The sequence below is a fragment of the Vallitalea pronyensis genome (assembly GCF_018141445.1).
Lineage (GTDB): Bacteria > Bacillota > Clostridia > Lachnospirales > Vallitaleaceae > Vallitalea > Vallitalea pronyensis.
The window spans coordinates 171,594-189,282 of the sequence record NZ_CP058649.1 but is presented as its reverse complement, the minus strand read 5'-3'; the positions used below and the strand labels follow the sequence as shown (position 1 = coordinate 189,282).

At 36.4% G+C, this 17,689-nt stretch carries 17 protein-coding genes; all 17 read left to right on the top strand.

Annotated features, from left to right (window positions below; genetic code table 11):
• Nucleotides 1-126: 126 nt before the first annotated feature.
• The 17 genes from HZI73_RS00780 (at nt 127) to HZI73_RS00700 (ending at nt 17,541) form a co-directional block, all read left to right on the top strand.
• Nucleotides 127-372: a YaaL family protein gene (locus tag HZI73_RS00780; protein WP_212696389.1), complete on the top strand. Its 246-nt coding sequence runs from the start codon at nt 127-129 to the stop codon at nt 370-372.
• 224 nt (nt 373-596) lie between these two features.
• Nucleotides 597-845 carry a pro-sigmaK processing inhibitor BofA family protein gene (locus HZI73_RS00775; protein ID WP_330619760.1) on the top strand — a complete coding sequence of 83 codons (249 nt, stop codon included), beginning with the start codon at nt 597-599 and terminating at the stop codon, nt 843-845.
• Nucleotides 846-1,280: 435 nt separating this feature from the next.
• Nucleotides 1,281-1,826, top strand: a complete 546-nt coding sequence (locus HZI73_RS00770; protein WP_212696387.1) for an A24 family peptidase — start codon at nt 1,281-1,283, stop codon at nt 1,824-1,826.
• A 25-nt stretch (nt 1,827-1,851) separates the two neighbouring features.
• Nucleotides 1,852-2,955 carry a nucleotide-binding protein gene (locus HZI73_RS00765; RefSeq protein WP_212696386.1) on the top strand — a complete coding sequence of 368 codons (1,104 nt, stop codon included), beginning with the start codon at nt 1,852-1,854 and terminating at the stop codon, nt 2,953-2,955.
• A gap of 44 nt (nt 2,956-2,999) precedes the next feature.
• Nucleotides 3,000-4,184: a CpaF family protein gene (locus tag HZI73_RS00760; RefSeq protein WP_212698662.1), complete on the top strand. Its 1,185-nt coding sequence runs from the start codon at nt 3,000-3,002 to the stop codon at nt 4,182-4,184.
• Nucleotides 4,181-4,966: a type II secretion system F family protein gene (locus HZI73_RS00755; protein ID WP_212696385.1), complete on the top strand. Its 786-nt coding sequence runs from the start codon at nt 4,181-4,183 to the stop codon at nt 4,964-4,966. The genes HZI73_RS00760 and HZI73_RS00755 overlap by 4 nt, the downstream gene beginning before the upstream one ends.
• Nucleotides 4,967-4,968: 2 nt before the next feature.
• On the top strand, nt 4,969-6,465 hold the full coding sequence (locus HZI73_RS00750; RefSeq protein WP_212696384.1) for a type II secretion system F family protein: 1,497 nt from the start codon (nt 4,969-4,971) through the stop codon (nt 6,463-6,465).
• A 167-nt stretch (nt 6,466-6,632) separates the two neighbouring features.
• Nucleotides 6,633-6,818, top strand: a complete 186-nt coding sequence (locus HZI73_RS00745; protein WP_212696383.1) for a Flp1 family type IVb pilin — start codon at nt 6,633-6,635, stop codon at nt 6,816-6,818.
• 46 nt (nt 6,819-6,864) lie between these two features.
• A complete protein-coding gene (locus HZI73_RS00740; RefSeq protein WP_212696382.1) occupies nt 6,865-8,784 on the top strand; it encodes a DUF6382 domain-containing protein in 1,920 nt (639 codons plus the stop codon).
• A 114-nt stretch (nt 8,785-8,898) separates the two neighbouring features.
• Nucleotides 8,899-9,675: a PP2C family protein-serine/threonine phosphatase gene (locus tag HZI73_RS00735; RefSeq protein WP_212696381.1), complete on the top strand. Its 777-nt coding sequence runs from the start codon at nt 8,899-8,901 to the stop codon at nt 9,673-9,675.
• A gap of 1 nt (nt 9,676) precedes the next feature.
• Entirely contained in the window at nt 9,677-10,552 is an 876-nt protein-coding gene (locus HZI73_RS00730) for a hypothetical protein (protein ID WP_212696380.1), read from the top strand.
• A 289-nt stretch (nt 10,553-10,841) separates the two neighbouring features.
• Nucleotides 10,842-11,468 (top strand): hypothetical protein, encoded by a 627-nt coding sequence (locus HZI73_RS00725; protein WP_212696379.1) that lies wholly within the window; start codon nt 10,842-10,844, stop codon nt 11,466-11,468.
• A 282-nt stretch (nt 11,469-11,750) separates the two neighbouring features.
• Nucleotides 11,751-13,013: an HD-GYP domain-containing protein gene (locus HZI73_RS00720; RefSeq protein ID WP_212696378.1), complete on the top strand. Its 1,263-nt coding sequence runs from the start codon at nt 11,751-11,753 to the stop codon at nt 13,011-13,013.
• An 11-nt stretch (nt 13,014-13,024) separates the two neighbouring features.
• Nucleotides 13,025-13,570, top strand: coding sequence for a DUF5317 domain-containing protein (locus HZI73_RS00715; protein WP_212696377.1), 546 nt, complete (start codon nt 13,025-13,027; stop codon nt 13,568-13,570).
• Nucleotides 13,571-14,024: 454 nt separating this feature from the next.
• Nucleotides 14,025-15,734, top strand: a complete 1,710-nt coding sequence (locus HZI73_RS00710; protein WP_212696376.1) for a glycosyl hydrolase family 18 protein — start codon at nt 14,025-14,027, stop codon at nt 15,732-15,734.
• Nucleotides 15,735-15,850: 116 nt separating this feature from the next.
• Entirely contained in the window at nt 15,851-16,567 is a 717-nt protein-coding gene (gene cwlD, locus HZI73_RS00705) for an N-acetylmuramoyl-L-alanine amidase CwlD (protein WP_246552309.1), read from the top strand.
• Between the two features lie 164 nt (nt 16,568-16,731).
• Nucleotides 16,732-17,541, top strand: a complete 810-nt coding sequence (locus tag HZI73_RS00700; RefSeq protein WP_212696375.1) for a CPBP family intramembrane glutamic endopeptidase — start codon at nt 16,732-16,734, stop codon at nt 17,539-17,541.
• Nucleotides 17,542-17,689: the final 148 nt, after the last annotated feature.

Here is a 17,689-nt window from a genome sequence, read left to right as displayed (position 1 = left end):
GCATTTCTGCCAATATGAAGGCAATAATGCTTGGCTGTAACAGCCCTTTATTTGGTAAATAAAGAATATTATTGCATCTTTTGACTATACTATATAATAAAACAATATTATAAGAGGTAGTGAAATATGCGAAATCAATTAAATGTAGATTATGACCATGATCATGCTAATAAACTAAGTGAAGAAGACTTTATACTTAAGAACATTGACATTGCAAAAAGAGCACTTGATAATGCGTACAATAATTTTGAAGTTGCCACAGATCCTGATCTCATTGATAGTTGTATCTATGAGGTAAAAGCCATGCAACTAAAGTATCAGTATCTTATTAGTGAAGCTAAACGCATGAACATCATTGCAAAACTTAGGTGATATAAAGCATCTGTACAATACATGAATCCTATTATTGGCATGTACAAAGATGTGATTCTTAACTGCAAATTAAGCATATATTATAAAAGTGGACATATAATGTAACATGATTAAAAGTACAAGGTCATGTTGCATATGTACTGTTCATAAAAAGCCTCATGCATAAAAAACAGTGGATAACTATCATAAAGTAAAGGGGGTCGAGTGAAAACAATCAGTTAGTTATTTGGATATTAATATTATTACTGATCATCATATTGTTTTCAATGCTTATGAAACCAGTTAAAAAGTTATTGCTTGTTTTAATTAAAGGTTGTATTGGTTTAGCTGCTATATACGGATTTAACTACGTATTAAAAGGACTTGGCCTAGGTGTTGGCATGAATATTGTCAACGGTTTTGTGATAGGTTTACTGGGAATTCCAGGGTTTGTATTACTGTACTCACTTGCTATAATCGACAAATATCTTTGAAAATGAGGACCACTTGCCAATCATGTTATGTTGGAAAGAGGGTCCTTTTTGTTTTGTAGGATACTCCTTAAATTTAGTATACGAAGTAGAAAATTTTCATTTGTGCTAAGGGTACTTTCCTAAAGGATAAATATGTTTTGCAAAGGCTGTCAGAATACTTAATGCCATGCTGTGTTATCGATTAGTTCTTAAATAAATAACCACACGTCTTAAAAACAAAATTCAACAAAATATATGAAAATAACAAAAATATCTTTACAATCCTGACATAATTCTTTATAATATTTTTTATGAGTAGTAAAAAGAGGAACATAAATTAATCATAACGGATTATAGTATCGTTATATCTATGATGTCTTAAAATTCCTAATTAAATTAATAAAAATATAAGTGGATAAAATGGATAGATGTTTGCAAAGGAAGGATGACTTGGCAATGATATCTTTTATTAAGTATGCACTGGTATGTATACTGATCCTGTTAGCTCTATACACGGATTCAAAAAGTTATAAAATAAAGAATAATATGTTGATTATTTTTGTCCTATTAGGCCTGTTTATACATATCATTGAATCAGGCATATCAGGTATAGGGTCTTGGGCTACTGGCTTGTTGCTACCCTTTGTTATACTTTTTGTATTCTTTATGTTAAGGGTCTTAGGAGCAGGTGATGTGAAACTTGTCAGCACCATAAGTTGTATTCTTGGCATCGGTTTTGTGAAAGAAGCCAGCTTATATATGCTTGTGATTGCTGGGTTAATGGCTCTCATTAAAATGAGCTATCATAGAAATTTCACACAACGTATGAAGCATTTCTTCCGATTCATACACCAATGTTTTATGACTCGTCAAGTGCGTGAATACGATGATTTACATACCAAGGATAAAAGCCATGTTATACGTTTATCTTATGCCATTGGTTTGGGTACATTATGGCAAATGATATTGGAGATCAATCAGATCTATCATGTCATAGGATGAAACAGGCTTAGAGAGGAGATTAGCCATGGTAGAGTTAAAACTTATTATTGCAGATCATGACCTAGGGTACATCAATGCTATGACAAAGTACTTGTCATCATGGGGGAAAAGGAAGTTTCATATGGTATCCTTTACCAATCCAGTGTTGTTAAAAGAGTATTTAACCACCAAGCAAGGGGATATTCTATTGATTTCACCGGACTGGATAGAGGATGATATGGCGTTATCAAGTGTGCAAGTAGCGGTTTTATTAAATGACAGTGACCGATTACCTGGTGCTCTAAGCAATTATCCATCCATTAATAAATATCAGCCAGGTGATGTATTGGGTAAGCAGTTAATCCGTATTTTTTCGGAGCATAGTGATGATGAAATGATTGTGACGCACACCCCTTCATCAACGTCACTAATAGGCATCTATTCGCCAGCAGGTGGTGTGGGCAAAACGACTCTAGCCGTAACCATGGCTAGGCTACTAGCCAAGTGTCAAATACCAACTCTTCTCTTAAGCTTAGAAGACTTAGCTTCTTATGGTGCCATGTTGCAGGATGATTTATCCTATCATTTTTCCGATATACTCTACTTTGTGAAGCAAAAACACAAAAATCTTATGCTGAAAGTAGAGGGGTTAAAATCTATTGATGAACCAACAGGGCTTCATTATTTTTCACCTGTTTCTTGCTACCAAGATATGCAGGAGGTCACCATAGAAGAATGGGTTAGATTTATTACATACATAAAAGAACATTCAGGTTATGAGCGTATTGTGCTGGATTTTGATTCGAGTTTAGGTCATCGAAATATAAAATTATTAGGTATGTGTGAACAGCTCATGGTATTGGCCAATGAACAACCTGTATCTATTTATAAAGTTAAAAAAATGTATCAGCATTTTGATAAAATGGGTATGACTATGTTGCGTGAAAAGGCCAGTCTAGTGGTCAATGATAATACAGGTTGCCAAGGTGAAGAGGGATTGGCTATGGATGATTTCCCTATAGCAGGTCATCTACCTTATGATGATACACTGAATACAATGAGGGACCAACATATAAACCTTGAGGGTATACTAGCAAGTTCACTAAAAGAATATTTAGGGCTTACATCAGGAGAGAGGGATGCCAATTGAAGGAAGATAAGATCAATCAACTAAAAAATCTTGTGCGCGATCAAATGGATTTATCCAAGGACCCTACCGACAAAGATATCCACGAAATGATTGATCGTATTATCAAAGAACAATCCATGGAAACCTATATAAGTGTATCCCAGCGTCATGCATGGGGGAATAAAATATTCAATGCCATAAGACGATTAGACATTCTTCAACCTCTCTTAGAAGACAAGTCCATTACAGAAATTATGATTAATGGTAAAGATAATATATTTATTGAGCAGAATGGTCATATTCACAAGATTGAGCGTTCCTTCGAGAGCACCACCAAACTGGAAGATGTCATTCAACAAATTGTGGCAAAAGTCAATCGGGTGGTCAACGAGGCATCACCTATTGTGGATGCACGGTTAATGGATGGTTCAAGGATTAATATTGTTTTGCCGCCAATAGCTCTCAATGGACCTATCGTCACCATTCGTAAATTTCCTGATAAGCCTATTACCATGGAGCAATTAATTAAATGGGGCAGCTTATCCGATGATATAGCAAGGCTATTACAACAGCTGGTAGAGGCTAAATACAATATATTTATCTGTGGGGGAACAGGTTCTGGGAAAACAACGTTTCTAAATGTATTGTCCAATTTCATACCAAGAGATGAACGAATCATCACCATCGAAGATTCAGCTGAATTACAAATAAAATCTGTTGATAATTTGGTACGGTTAGAGACACGTAATGACAATGTAGAAGGTAAAGGTGAAATTAATATTCGAGATTTAATAAAATCATCCCTGAGAATGCGCCCAGACCGTATTGTGGTAGGGGAAGTAAGGGGTGCTGAGGCCATTGATATGCTCCAAGCCATGAACACAGGCCATGATGGTTCGTTATCCACAGGTCATGCCAATTCCACAAAAGATATGCTTAGCAGGCTGGAGACCATGATTCTAACAGGTGCCAACATGCCCCTTGAAGCCATAAGACAGCAGATTGCATCAGCAGTGGATATTATGGTCCATCTGGGACGTCTGCGGGATAAATCAAGAAGAGTGCTTGAGATTGTTGAAGTAAAAGGGTATAGCGACGGCGACATTGTACTCAATCCACTCTTTACATTTCAAGAGACAGGTGAAACACAAGATATAAAAGTAAAGGGACAACTTACGAAGACAGGGAATACACTAATCCATCAAGAAAAATTGAAGATGGCAGGTATAGAAGTTGGTGACATAGGATGAAGATACAAGAATTGTTTCAGAAACAACAACATAAGACACTTATCCATTATGATATCTATGAGTTGACCTTAGCAGAACGTCTAAAATATACGTTTTTAGCCATGGGCGTTATCTATATCATGGGTCTTTTGTTTTATAATCATCATGTCATAGCCCTTATGCTCTCTTTTTTAGGGTTATTCTATCCCAAGTTAAAGAAACCTGATCTTGTTAAGAAGCGCAAACAGGCCCTTAAGGCTCAATTCAAAGAGATGATTTATGCCTTGTCTTCTTCTTTGGGAGCAGGAAAATCCATTGAAAGTGCTTTTAAAGCTGTCTTAAAGGATTTGCGTATTCTTTATCCCAATCCCCAGACATCCATTATTATGGAATTAGAGTATATTGTACGTAAAATTGAGATGAATGAAACCATAGAAGAGGCCATTGAAGATTTTGCAAAAAGAGCTTCCATTGATGATATTACTAATTTTTCTAATGTATTCACAACAGCAAAGCGCACAGGAGGAAATATCATTAGTATTATTGCTTATACATCCAGAACCATTAGCGAAAAAATGGAAATACAAAACGAAATTGAAGTCCTTGTTGCCAGTAAACAATTTGAACAAAAAATATTAAGCTTATTGGTACCACTTATTATTGTTTACTTACAAATATCTTCTCCAGGTTATTTGAACGTTATGTATACCTCCCTACAAGGACGTGTGCTGATGACAATCAGTTTAATTATATTTATGATTAGTTATAAGGTAGGCCAAAAAATTACGAATATTGAGGTGTAACGATGATTATTAGCATCATATGTGGCGCTTTGCTGGTACTAATTTTTCTTCTTTATTTCTTAACTAAGAATCTGTACCAAGAAGATATGCAATATGTGAATAAAAAAGAGTACAAATTAAAAGATCTGATGCCCACATCTCTGTGGCTTATGGATAAAGTATTTGATAGACACATAAAACCGCATAGAAAAGTCTGTGAAAATATTCGATTAATCTATGGCAAACGTGAATACAATTATCGATTAAGGATGTATGAGGCTGAGAAGTTTGCTCTGGGTATAATGATGTTAATCGGTGTATTATTCCTTACCCTTATGGTGAGCCTGCAAAGTGGTGAAGGTAATCCACTGAATCAAAATCGATTGAATAAACCAGCTATCGGTGAAGGAAATAAGGCATATGAGCTTCAAGCTGAAATCGAGATTGATGGGGAAAAAGAAATAAGAGATTTTACGGTACTTGTACCTGAAGAAACACCCCATAAAGAGCTGGCAATGGAGATACTACAGGAAGCAGCTGAGCACCTTAAGGAGCTGGTTGTTATACGAAATGCTAGCGCCCAAGTTGTAGATCGGAAGCTCTATCTGCCTGACCGCTATGAAGATACCAATATTCATATAGAATGGGTCATTGATTCACCCATGTATATCCAAAATAACGGTGAATTACAGTATAAAAATATCCGTAAATCTGGACAAGAAGCATCTGTCACAGCCATACTCACTTATGCAGGTCAATCCTATCAACAGACCGTTACCATGACCCTCTATCCAAAGACTCTGACCAGAGAAGAAAAACTGCAATTGGTGGAGGAAGCTCTAAAAGAAAAATTGGAACTGGAACAGCTCATTGAACAATCCCATAAAGATGTGGTTCTGCCAACATCCATTGAAGGGCATTCAGCTAAGGTAAAATGGCTTTTTGAAACCAAAAGCAATAGTGGTTTAAAGTTCTTTATATTGGGCATTTTGGTCATTGTTTTTATCAGTATTTTAAAGGATTATGAGCTGAAGAAGAAAGTGGATGACCGAAACTTCCAGATTAGACGAACCTTTCCAGAATTTGTGATTAAGTTGACGTTATTGATTAATGCAGGTATGACCCTTAGCCGTGCATGGACAAGTGTTAGTAGAGATTACGTCAATCAACTCAATAAAGGGAGAAGTCCTCTATTTCTATACGAGGAGATGTTAGTAGCCCTTCAAGATATACAAAATGGTGTTTCAGAGAGTAAAGCCTATGAAGATTTTGGTAAGCGTTGTAAAATACCTGAAATGATGCGATTTACATCGGTCATTATACAGAACCTTAAGAAAGGTAATGATACTCTGGTCATGGCACTTCAAGGGCAAGCCAATGAGGCTTGGGAAGTCCGTAAGAATGTGGCCAAAAAAGAAGGGGAAAAAGCAAGTTCCAAGTTGTTATTACCCATGGGTATGATGTTTATTATTATCATTATTATTGTCATGCTTCCTGCTTTTATGTCCTTTACGATGTAAAGTAGGGTTAAGGTGTGATAGATCATCTACGTTTTATCACATGAAGTTCATAACATACATAAAAAATTGGTTCATAACAACGGATGATGGTTAAGGATACTAAAGTTAACAAATCAAAGTCATTATCGTTGATATAGCCACAAATAATTACTTAGGAGGAAGACAAGATGTTAAAACATTTAAAAAGATTTTGGAATGAGGAAGATGGATTAGGGATAGTAGAGATTGCGTTGATTATTATTGTGTTGATTGCTGTAGCAATCATTTTTAAGGAACAATTAGGAAATTTAGTGGAGGATATTTTTGAAAGAATAACGGATGAAGATTTAGGTAATCTCAAATCAACAGAGTAGATCTTTTATTAATAATTAGTAACAAATCATAGAAAAGAGGTACATCATGAAATCGAACACCCATATGACCTTTGAACGGGATGCAATCAGCAGTTACCTTGTCATACAAAGTGATGCTACCCGTGTTATACAAGAATATGAAGTGGAGATGCTGAGAAGGAATCCAATTGATGCCTTTTTAGACCTTCATATATTAGCCATTAATGGTGAAAAGAAACTCTACTATAACATTACATCCAAGCAGCAATTGATCACTACCTTAGAGAGAAAGCAACTGAGCTATCAGGATATGTGTAACTTTTTTAATGCCTTAATCACCATTGTAAAAGATTGTAACAAGTTTTATCTAAGCAGCCTTAAGATTAATTTGGAACAGCATACCATCTATGTATCACCTCATGATTTTCAACCCAAGTTTGTCTATATACCTTATGAGGACGAAGCGAACAGTATACAAGAAGACCTTCGAGGATTAATAGAATTATTCTTTGATAAAGTCAATCAAGAGGATATTCAAGGGGTGATGATGGTACATAGGCTATTGACAGCATCCAAGAAGGATGACTTTGGCTTGGGACAGATAGAAGAGATTTTACATCAAGATCAGGGGGAAGAGGAGCAGGTAAACCAATACTTGAACATAAGTCAAGCCATTGGAAAAGAGCATGGTGGTGCCATTGAAGAGAATTCGTTAGAAGGTTTACATAAATCCATTGTGGCTTCAAGTGAGCATCCACAAAATGCTTCAATGAAACATAATAAAAGAGCAGACCAACCAGTAAAACCTGATGGAAACAATACTAAAAAAGAACGCACACCATCATCCTATGGTCCTCAAAAAAGCCTGCAAGAAAATGAAGATGGACAGGTAATTGATCAATTGATTAAACGCAATAAACAGCGTCAATCAATGGCAGGCAATGAGTCTTCTTCTCAAACAAATGCTTTTAGGCAAAACAAAAAGCTACAAGATAAATGGAAAAAAGAAAAAAAGAGTCTGGGAAAGATAGGTCATAAGACTAACCATTCTGAGCAATCTGAAAAGAATAAGCAAGCTGAGCAAGATAAGAAATCTTTCTTTAAAAATATAACCACACATGAAACGTCAAAAAAGCAAGGATTACCTTTACATTACATCGGCATTGGATGCATTCAAGTACTGGTTATCGTCCTATTTTTATTATTGTTAAAGAAGGATATTCTACATTCTGATGTAGATGGTTCCTTACGACTAGATGCTTTGTTAGCGTCTATTGCTATGCTGATGGCACTTAATCTGTATGGTTCCAAGAAAATACTTGATCACTGGCAGGCTAAGCAATTGAAAGCAAAAATAGTACGTCAACCATCCATTAATATGCATAAGCAAGAAGTGTATAATCAACCACCTCAATCAACACCCCAACAAGTGCGTACCAAAAAACAGCCAAAAGAAAAGAGAATACCTTCGTTGGATGAGCAACCTATGAATCAATCCATAAGCATGCAGAGAGATCGTGTAATTGGTATGCATGAACAACATGTTAGTAAGCATGTTAACGATAACCATATCCAATATAAAGAGCAACTTGTTAATAGACAACCATCCATGGCATCACCTACGGATAGTGAAGATACAGCCTTACTGGATACAGCTGCACACGGTGTAGCCATGGAAACATATCCTTCCCTTGTCCGTAAAGACGGTGATATGGTGGATAAAATAAGCCTTACAAGTAATGCTTTTATCATCGGTAAACTCAAAAATCAAGTGGATTATGTCATCGATAACAGCTCCGTTAGTCGTATTCATTGCAAGATTATTAAAAAGGAAGAGAACTATTATATTATTGACCTCAACTCAAAAAATGGCACTTATCTGGATGGAGAGCCTTTAGATAGTAATAAAGAATATCCCCTTCACGATGGCAGCCAGATTGGTATTTCCAACTGTTATTATGCTTTTGAGATAGGGCGTACAAGGTAACACCTCGTTACGGAGATAAAAATAAAAGGGATATAGGCGTATTAGCTAATAGAGCTGATAAGCAGTTAGACTTTCATGTATACATGAGTAGCTATTGAGAAAGGAACTAACAGCATGAGAAAGATCATTGAGTATGGTGTAATCAGCCACATAGGGCTTGTGAAAAAAGTAAATCAAGATCGCATACTCATTAAAATCGGACAAGCAGGTTCCAGGGAGTTTGGTTTGTTTGCTGTTGCAGATGGTATGGGAGGTCATACCCATGGGGAGGTTGCGAGTACCATGGCCATAGCGGAACTGACCCGTTGGTGGGATCATGAATTAGAAGCCATTTTACTTGAAAAGACGGCCATTTGGAATGGTGTAAAAACCAGTTTAGCCAACTGCTTTTTGAAGATTAATGAACAGATTAGGACAGTTAATGATGTGAAGATGGGGACAACGTTGACGGTACTCATTATTTATGGGGATAAGTATGTGATTACCCACATAGGGGATAGTAGAATCTATACAAGAACCCATAAACATATGACACAAGTAACCAAAGATCATTCCTTTATTGATCAAATCCAGCAAGAGGGTTCTCGTGATAAGGTTCACCATCCTTATGGACATGTATTAACCCAATGTCTAGGTATTCAGGAACATATCTACCCCTATACAAGGGTTAGCCTAAATAAAGAAAAGCAGCTGTTTCTATTATGCAGTGATGGGCTCTATAACTATATCCGTCATCAAGAAATGGAGCAAATCTTATATTCGGGGTTACGGCGAAAAGAAGAACTACAAACCATTGTGGATACAATGTATGAACAAGTGCTGCATCATGGAGCAGGGGATAATGTATCCATTATATTAGCACAAGACAGGAACAAAGCGTGGAGGATGTAGGATGAAAGCACATAGAGGCAGACATATACCACTTCTATTGATTGGTAGTATTTTTATCACATTGATCCTATGGACAAATTTTTCCATGGGTTTTAAGCCGGCTTATTCTTATGGGCTAAGCAAAGGATTTCAACATATCATGGAAGGTCAATACCAGATATATGGTCAACTGGATATCGTGGATAAAAAAGATGATACGTCCATATGGCATCAGATAAACCTGTTGTACAATGGTATGATTGATCAAAAAAATGGGCGGTTGCTCATTGAACCATTTGTTACGTTGCGTGTACTTGACGAAGTGAAAAGTATGGGGATGCTCTACAAAACGAAAGAAAAATTGATTTACAAAACACCTGGACAGAATAGTCAATATATCTACGATGATATCTATCCATCAGCTAATAATTCAGATAGCACCATAACCCATGACATTAACCAGATATTCAAAACATTAAGGGAACAGATCGTTGATGGGGGTAATGAAATCATGACCATCGGCAGACATACGTTTGAGCAAAAAATAAAGTGTAAAAAATTCACGTTAAGTCTATCAAAAGACCACTTTATAACACTATTTAAGCAGGTCATGACCATGGGTGAAAGTGACGTTGGACAAAAGGTCACAACGTTTATTGAACGAGAGCCTTTTAATATCTATGTCCATATGTACAGTTATCAACATTATATATATAAGATAATCTGTATATTAGAGAATGAAGGTTATACCATAACCCTTACCAATCAATTTGAAGATTATGATAAGATAGAGCCTATTGCTATACCTGAAGAAGCCAATCAAGGAAAAAATATACAATCCCTTACACTGGAAGAAATAGAGAGCATGTTGTATGAGCTGATTCATTTTATTGGTTAATATGCCTGTGTCACCTAGCAAGATAAGCTAATTCTGGTATATTTATCCTAAATACAACCATATTTATTGAAATTGAGTAAAGAATACTATATAATTTAGAGTACACGATTATGCATAGGGTGATTTTAATATGCATAAGGTAATACACTGAACAAGCATTCCAAAATGTATATTTTGCTTACATAATAGCATTATTCAATTGATACATAACATACCCATAGGTATTTTCAATATGGGTATCTCTAGAAGAAAAAAATACATAGACGTATCCAAAGGGGGCTGGTTCATCATGAATGTCGAGAGCATGGAGAGTTATCTAAAAAAGATTCGGTCTGTTCAAGGTTGCAAGGTTGTATTAGATGATCAAGAAAACATTGAGGAGATTCATATCGTATCTGATCTAAAAAGAAATCCCAAACAAATACTAAGAGATATTGAAGCGATTCTTATATCTGAGTTTGATGTGACCATTGATTATAAGAAAGTCAGTATTGCGCAGATTAAGAGTGACGTGATACAAAATGATGGTGATCCAAGATTAAAGCTAAAAAGTCTTGAATTTAACAATAACGATTCCAATGTTGAAGTGCGTGTTGTCTTGGAAAAGTCAGGACAAGCTTATGAAAGCAGTATGTCAGGGGTAAACACCTCCAGTAATATTAACCGTATCCTAGGTAATACGGTACTTCGAGCAGTAGAAAATCACTGTGAAATAGAAGATGTATTTGTATTTGAGGATGCTAGAAAAGTGAGCTTATCCAATGTTGAGATCATGGTGGTGAGTATATCTTCACGGTACAATGGTAGAGAAGAAGTCTATACAGGTTCAGCTAAAATAGGTAGCGACCCAAGAGAAGCACTTGCTCGAGCTACCATGGATGCCATTAATCGTCATATTTTACAATTAACCAATTAGTGTATAAGGGACCGGCTAATTTAGACTGAAGTACTATCACATATTTTTTTTGAAAGACTAGCGGAGAGGAATATAGCCTGCTATATAGCGGTTTAGCAGAGATATAATCTAAAGGAGGCTATATTTCATGAAAAAAGTTATGGTAGCATTAGTAAGTTTATTGTCATTAGTTTTATCAGCAGGTGCTTGGATTAGCGTTTGGTAAGATAATATGTTAAGAATTGGCCGGTTTTTTATATAAATTCTTGTGAATTTGCTTTTTTTCTGGGTGGAGGTATAAGAATGAAGATTAAATCAAGCATGTTGATTTATATATGTGCAATCAGCATATTGGCGATTGCAGTGTTATATTTCCTGTATAATAAATATGAAATAACGTCATGGGAAGACATTATTTTTTGGGGGATTCTAGCGACCATAACGGAAACATTTCTCATATCGTTTCCATCGGGTGTTGCAGTTTCAGTTGGCTTAGCAGTAACGGTGACATCTATGATCATATGTGGTCCATTAGTAGGTGCTATTGTTGCGGGTATCGGGTTTGCATGTCGTATGCCTGTGATTGAAGGCACGAGGCGGCATCTTCTCAATACCCATATTTCTCGAACAGTCTTTAATATTGCACAAGTTATAATGGTGATTGGTATTGCCGGGGAAATATTATATGGTATGGTAGGCTATTCAGAAGCTACATCCTTATCCGAGTTAGTACCATCTGTGCTTTTAATTATTCTCATTTGTGAAATTCTTAATTCATTTTTAGTGGCGATTATGATTAATCTTATGCATAGTAAAAATATATTTGAAACCTTTATTAATAATATCAAAGGTATCGTACCCAGTTTACTTGGTATCGGTGCATTAGGTATTATTATGGCTTTAGCAGATATTAATTACGGAAAAGGTGTTGTGGTGCTGTTTTTTGCACCACTACTTGTAGCCAGATATTCTTTTAAACTCTATTTTGAATCCCAATCCATGGCCATGGAGACCATTCATGCCCTGAATGACGCATTAGAAGTAAAAGATGCTTACACAGGGGGTCATGCTACCCGTGTTCAAGATTATGCAGTACGTTTAGCAAAAGGCATTGGGATGAAAAAGAGCCAAGTGGAAAGGATACGAACAGCAGCCTTACTTCATGATGTGGGTAAAATTGGTATACCTGATTTTATTCTCAATAAAGAAGGGAAGTTAACCAAGGAAGAATATGATATTATTATGGAACATCCTGTTATGGGGGCACGGATACTGAGTAATGTGGATTCTCTAAAAGAGATATCCAACATTATTCGCCATCATCATGAAAGGTATGATGGTACAGGTTATCCCGATGCCCTTAAAAAAGATGATATTCCACTTGAATCCGCATTACTTTCTATTGCAGACAGTTTTGATGCCATGACCACGGATAGACCCTATAAACGGTCCATGGCTATATTAGAGGCATTACAAGAGTTGGAAGATAATAAAGGGACTCAGTTTAACCCCGAGTTAGTGGATACATTCATTCATGTGATGACAACAAAAGAAGTTATGAGATAAAGGATGAGACCATGATTATTGAAGGTGTAGTGTTATCGATTATTGTTGGTTATATACGAAAAGGTAGATTAGCTAATTTTGAACATATAAAGATAAAAGTTTGGTATCTGATTATTTTGAGTCAGCTGCTTCAGATTGTGGCCATTCGTCTTAATGGGTATGTTATTCATCTGGATCAGCAGGTTTTTTATAGCATGCATGTCATATCTTATGTGGTGTTATTTGTACCGCTTATCATGAATTATAAGATGTTATCCATGAAGTTGTTTGGTACAGGTACGTTTCTTAATTTTATTGCCATTGCCTTCAATCAAGGGCAGATGCCAGTGTTTTTACCGGAGGGTGTGAATGCGTCATTTGATTTGGGACATGTATTAGGCAGTGCGCAGACTCGAGTTTATTGGCTAACGGATATTATTCCATTGCTGAAGCCCTATCCCTTGCCAAAGGTCATTAGTGTTGGGGACATTTTTTTATTGGTTGGGGCGTTTTTGTTTGTTCAGTATGGAATGGGTGAAAAGAGAATGGTGAATGGAGTACGGGTTTCAAAATCTTAAATAAAAGAATAGAGAAAAGTCAACGGTAGGATGGTAAAGGATATATGGTATGCATACACTCTCGTTGCGTTTGTTGCCTTTGAGTTGTTTGAAGGGATTGGCAACAAGCCGCAAAGGTCGTTTATGCATACCATATATCCTTTTGATTATTGTGCCACTTTTAAGGGAGAGAACCGCTTATTTAGCCAGTAGATAGATACATTGTTGTGGATTGTTGGGTATAAGGTTGAGAAGTGGCTTTTTTATGATGGGTTTGATAGGTTGGTTATTTTAGTGCGGTCTGTAATGGGTGAATGGTATCCATATATTACTATCGAGTTATAGGCTCGTAGTTATTCTAGGACAAGATGGGTATTTCTTTTGTTTTATTCATTAATTGTTCATAATTTTCTTGTCGACTCTTGTTAAATCAGAAGGTACTTTGTGTTATAATACCTTAGAGGAGTGATAGATAATGAAGAAAGTGATTATCATACTGTTGATTCTATGTATCATAGCATTAGGGGTATTTTTTGGGACTCAGTATGTCATGAAAATACTGCCGACCAATGAGAAAGCCACATTGGAAGAGGTATTTCCACATTATACAAAAGGAACCATTAGTGTTGTGATGGAAGATAAGGAGTTACAGGTAAGGTATGCGCCAAAGGTTCATGAAGATACCATATATCTTCCTGTTGATTTGATAAATACATACATTGATCCTTATTATTATTGGGATGAAAGGGAAAGTGCATTAACCTATACCACCAATAGTCAGGTTATTCGTATGAAGAGTGAAGCATTAACGTATTTTGTGAACAGTAACCCATTGGAGCTGGACATGCCGATTATGACCTTTGATACGGATATGGCTTATGTACCCATGGGCATTATTCAAGGGTTTTCTGATTTAGAATACATGTTTAATGAAGATAAGGGTATTTTGGTATTGGATAACAAAGAACGTTATGGTGCAAGCCATGTGACGAAGAAAAAAGCTCAAGTTCGTGTAGAAGCTAGCATAAAAGGAAAAATAGCGGAAATGTTATTCATGGATGATACCCTTCGTGTGTATGAAGAGGTTGATGAAGAATGGGTTAGGGTGAGAACGGACTCGGGTATGGTTGGCTATGTAAAACGCAAACAGTTAGGAATGATTCGAGAAGTGTATCCCCCCATTCAACCTGAGAAAATGGATGTGGATGAACCAATGAAGCTTGATATAGAAGGGAAGATAAATATAGCTTGGCATCAAGTCACCAGTGCTGCAGCCAATAATTCTATTGGTAGTGTTTTAGAAGATGTAGAAGGGTTGGATGTCATTTCCCCCACATGGTTTGCCATAAAAGATTCAGAGGGCAACATCAGTAACCTGGGGAGTAAAGAATATGTGCACTATGCAAAATCAAAAGGCTTAAGTGTTTGGGGACTGTTTAGTAATGATTTTAATCCTGAACGTACCCATGATGTTTTAAGCAGCACAGAAAAAAGAGAACATGTGATTAAGCAAATCTTAGCGCTTGTATCCATCTATGAATTAGATGGTCTTAATATAGATTTTGAAAGAGTTGCCAAAGAAGATGGTGACTATTATGTGCAATTTGTCCGTGAGCTGACACCCTATCTCAAGGAACAAGGGGTTGTGGTATCGGTAGATATGTATGTGCCATCGGCTTGGACGGCACACTATAATCGTACGGAACTGGGGAAAGTTATTGATTATCTGATTATCATGGCCTACGATGAGCATTGGTCCACATCCCCCAAAAGCGGTTCTGTAGCATCCATCGGTTTTGTTGAACAGGGTATAGTCAATACGTTAAAGGAAGTGCCAAAAGAAAAAGTTATACTTGGGCTGCCCTATTATACAAGACATTGGCGTGAAGAGGAAGTAGATGGACAAACTCAAGTGTCATCAAAAGCTTACAGCATGTCCAGAGCCAAGCAGATATTGGATGACAATGGAGCGGACATTGTTTGGTTAGATGATGAGAAGCAATATTATGGTGAGTACCAAAAAGAGGGCATCACGTATAAAATCTGGCTGGAGGAAGAAGAATCCATAGAAGAAAAAGCAAAACTTATGGATAAGTATGAGCTAGCAGGTGCAGCAGGTTGGAAAATCGGCCTTGAGAAGCCAGAGGTATGGGATGTTCTAAAGAAATATTTACGGAAAGAATAGCATGTTAGGCAATTGCAAGTAGGTATTGTCATGAATGTTTTATAAAAATTAACAAGACCATGCATAATAAGGATGTACCAAATAATATATTTATAAAAAAACGCTTGGTGGATCCTATGATAATAGTTGTACGAAAATCCCATATACTCATGTGGTTGATTTCCCTGATTATTTTAATTTTTTTAGTGGCAACCATCCTATATGCAAACCGAGTTATTCATGTTTTTTCTAGAGAAGATAAACCCTATGTGATTGTATTGGATGCAGGTCATGGAGGATTTGACCCTGGAAAAGTAGGGGTGGGTGATGAAATTGAAAAAGACATTAATCTCGCCATTACACTAAAATTAAAAGCATATTTAGAATACAGCGGAGCGCAAGTTGTCTTGACACGAAAAGATGATAATGGCTTATACGATGCATCCAGTTCCAATAAAAAGCGGCAAGACATGAATAAACGCAAGGAGATTATTAACACCAGTGGCGCAGATATATTGGTGAGTATACATCAAAATAGTTTTTCTCAGGAAAAATACAAAGGTGCCCAAGTCTTTTATTATGCAGATTCAAATAATGGTAACCTTTTAGCTCAGAACATACAGACAGCCATCAAAACATTTGTTGATCCGACCAATAATCGTCTTATAAAAGATAGCAATTCCTACTTTATATTAAAGCAAACCAATATACCAAGTGTCATTGTTGAATGTGGTTTCTTATCCAATTATGAAGAAGCAAAATTGCTATCCTCCGATGATTATCAGGATAAAATAGCATGGGCTGTATACATAGGTATTATGAAGTTTTATAAAGATCAAGAACAAGGCATATAATCACATATTATGAGACAACTAAGGAATGAAGGGACTGTTATGTAGAAGCCAAGGACGCGACAGCCCCTTTTTTATCTTATAAGGCAAGTTCCAGCATATGGATAATGATAATGGATAAGTTACTTAGCACCTGTTAGAACGGTATCTACAAAGGAGAAAAAGAAATGAAAAGAAAAATCTTGGGGGAAAGTATATTATATGTCATAATTCATGTGATGATACAAATGCTGATTCTTTTTTTAGGACCTGCTATTTATACCTATAGTAAAAGTCCTTTGGATTGGGACACCTGGATTAAGGGACATCAATTAATCTTAACCGTCATTGGATGGTTTGTCTTATGCTTTATTTTATGGTTAATCTATCGTCTTAATCGCCAAAAGTTTTGGTTAGAGACAAAGCTGAGTGAAACGGTGTCAGTTATAACCATTGGCATATGTATTATATGCGGCGTAGGCATGAATCTCTTCGTCAATGGTTTTCTATGGTTATTACCTCTAGGAGAGATGTTTCCAGAGTATGGACAAGTCATTGAGCGCATCATCAATCAGCCTTTTTTCATCACACTGTTGCTGGCAGGGATTATTACACCCATTATGGAGGAAATTTTCTATCGTGGTATCTTGTTAGGTAAGCTTCGACAAGGATTTGGCGTCGTTGTGGCCATTGGCATACAAGCACTTTTTTTTGGTATTGGTCATATGAATCTTGTACAGGGTATCTATGCATGTGTCATGGGTATACTATTTGGTTATGTGGTCATATGGACAGGGAGTTTATACGGTGCCATTATTTTGCATGTGGTCATTAATACCACCAGTATTTTATGGCGGCATGTGATACCTTTTCAACCGGAAGGTGGAGAATTGGAAATACTCATTCTCATTGGTGCAGCTTTGACCATTATAGGATTGTGGTTTATTAGCCAAACCGATAAGCGAGAAGAACAGAACATGTATACATTTAAGTCTTAAAAAGACGTACTTTAGAACAATTATTTGGATGGATGACCAAGGCGAAAAGTAGGTTATCCTTTTATTTTTATCAAAATATGGTATAATAACGTTGTGAATTTTTTCATGATGCATGATATACTATTGATTTTTTTTTGGTATGTTGTAA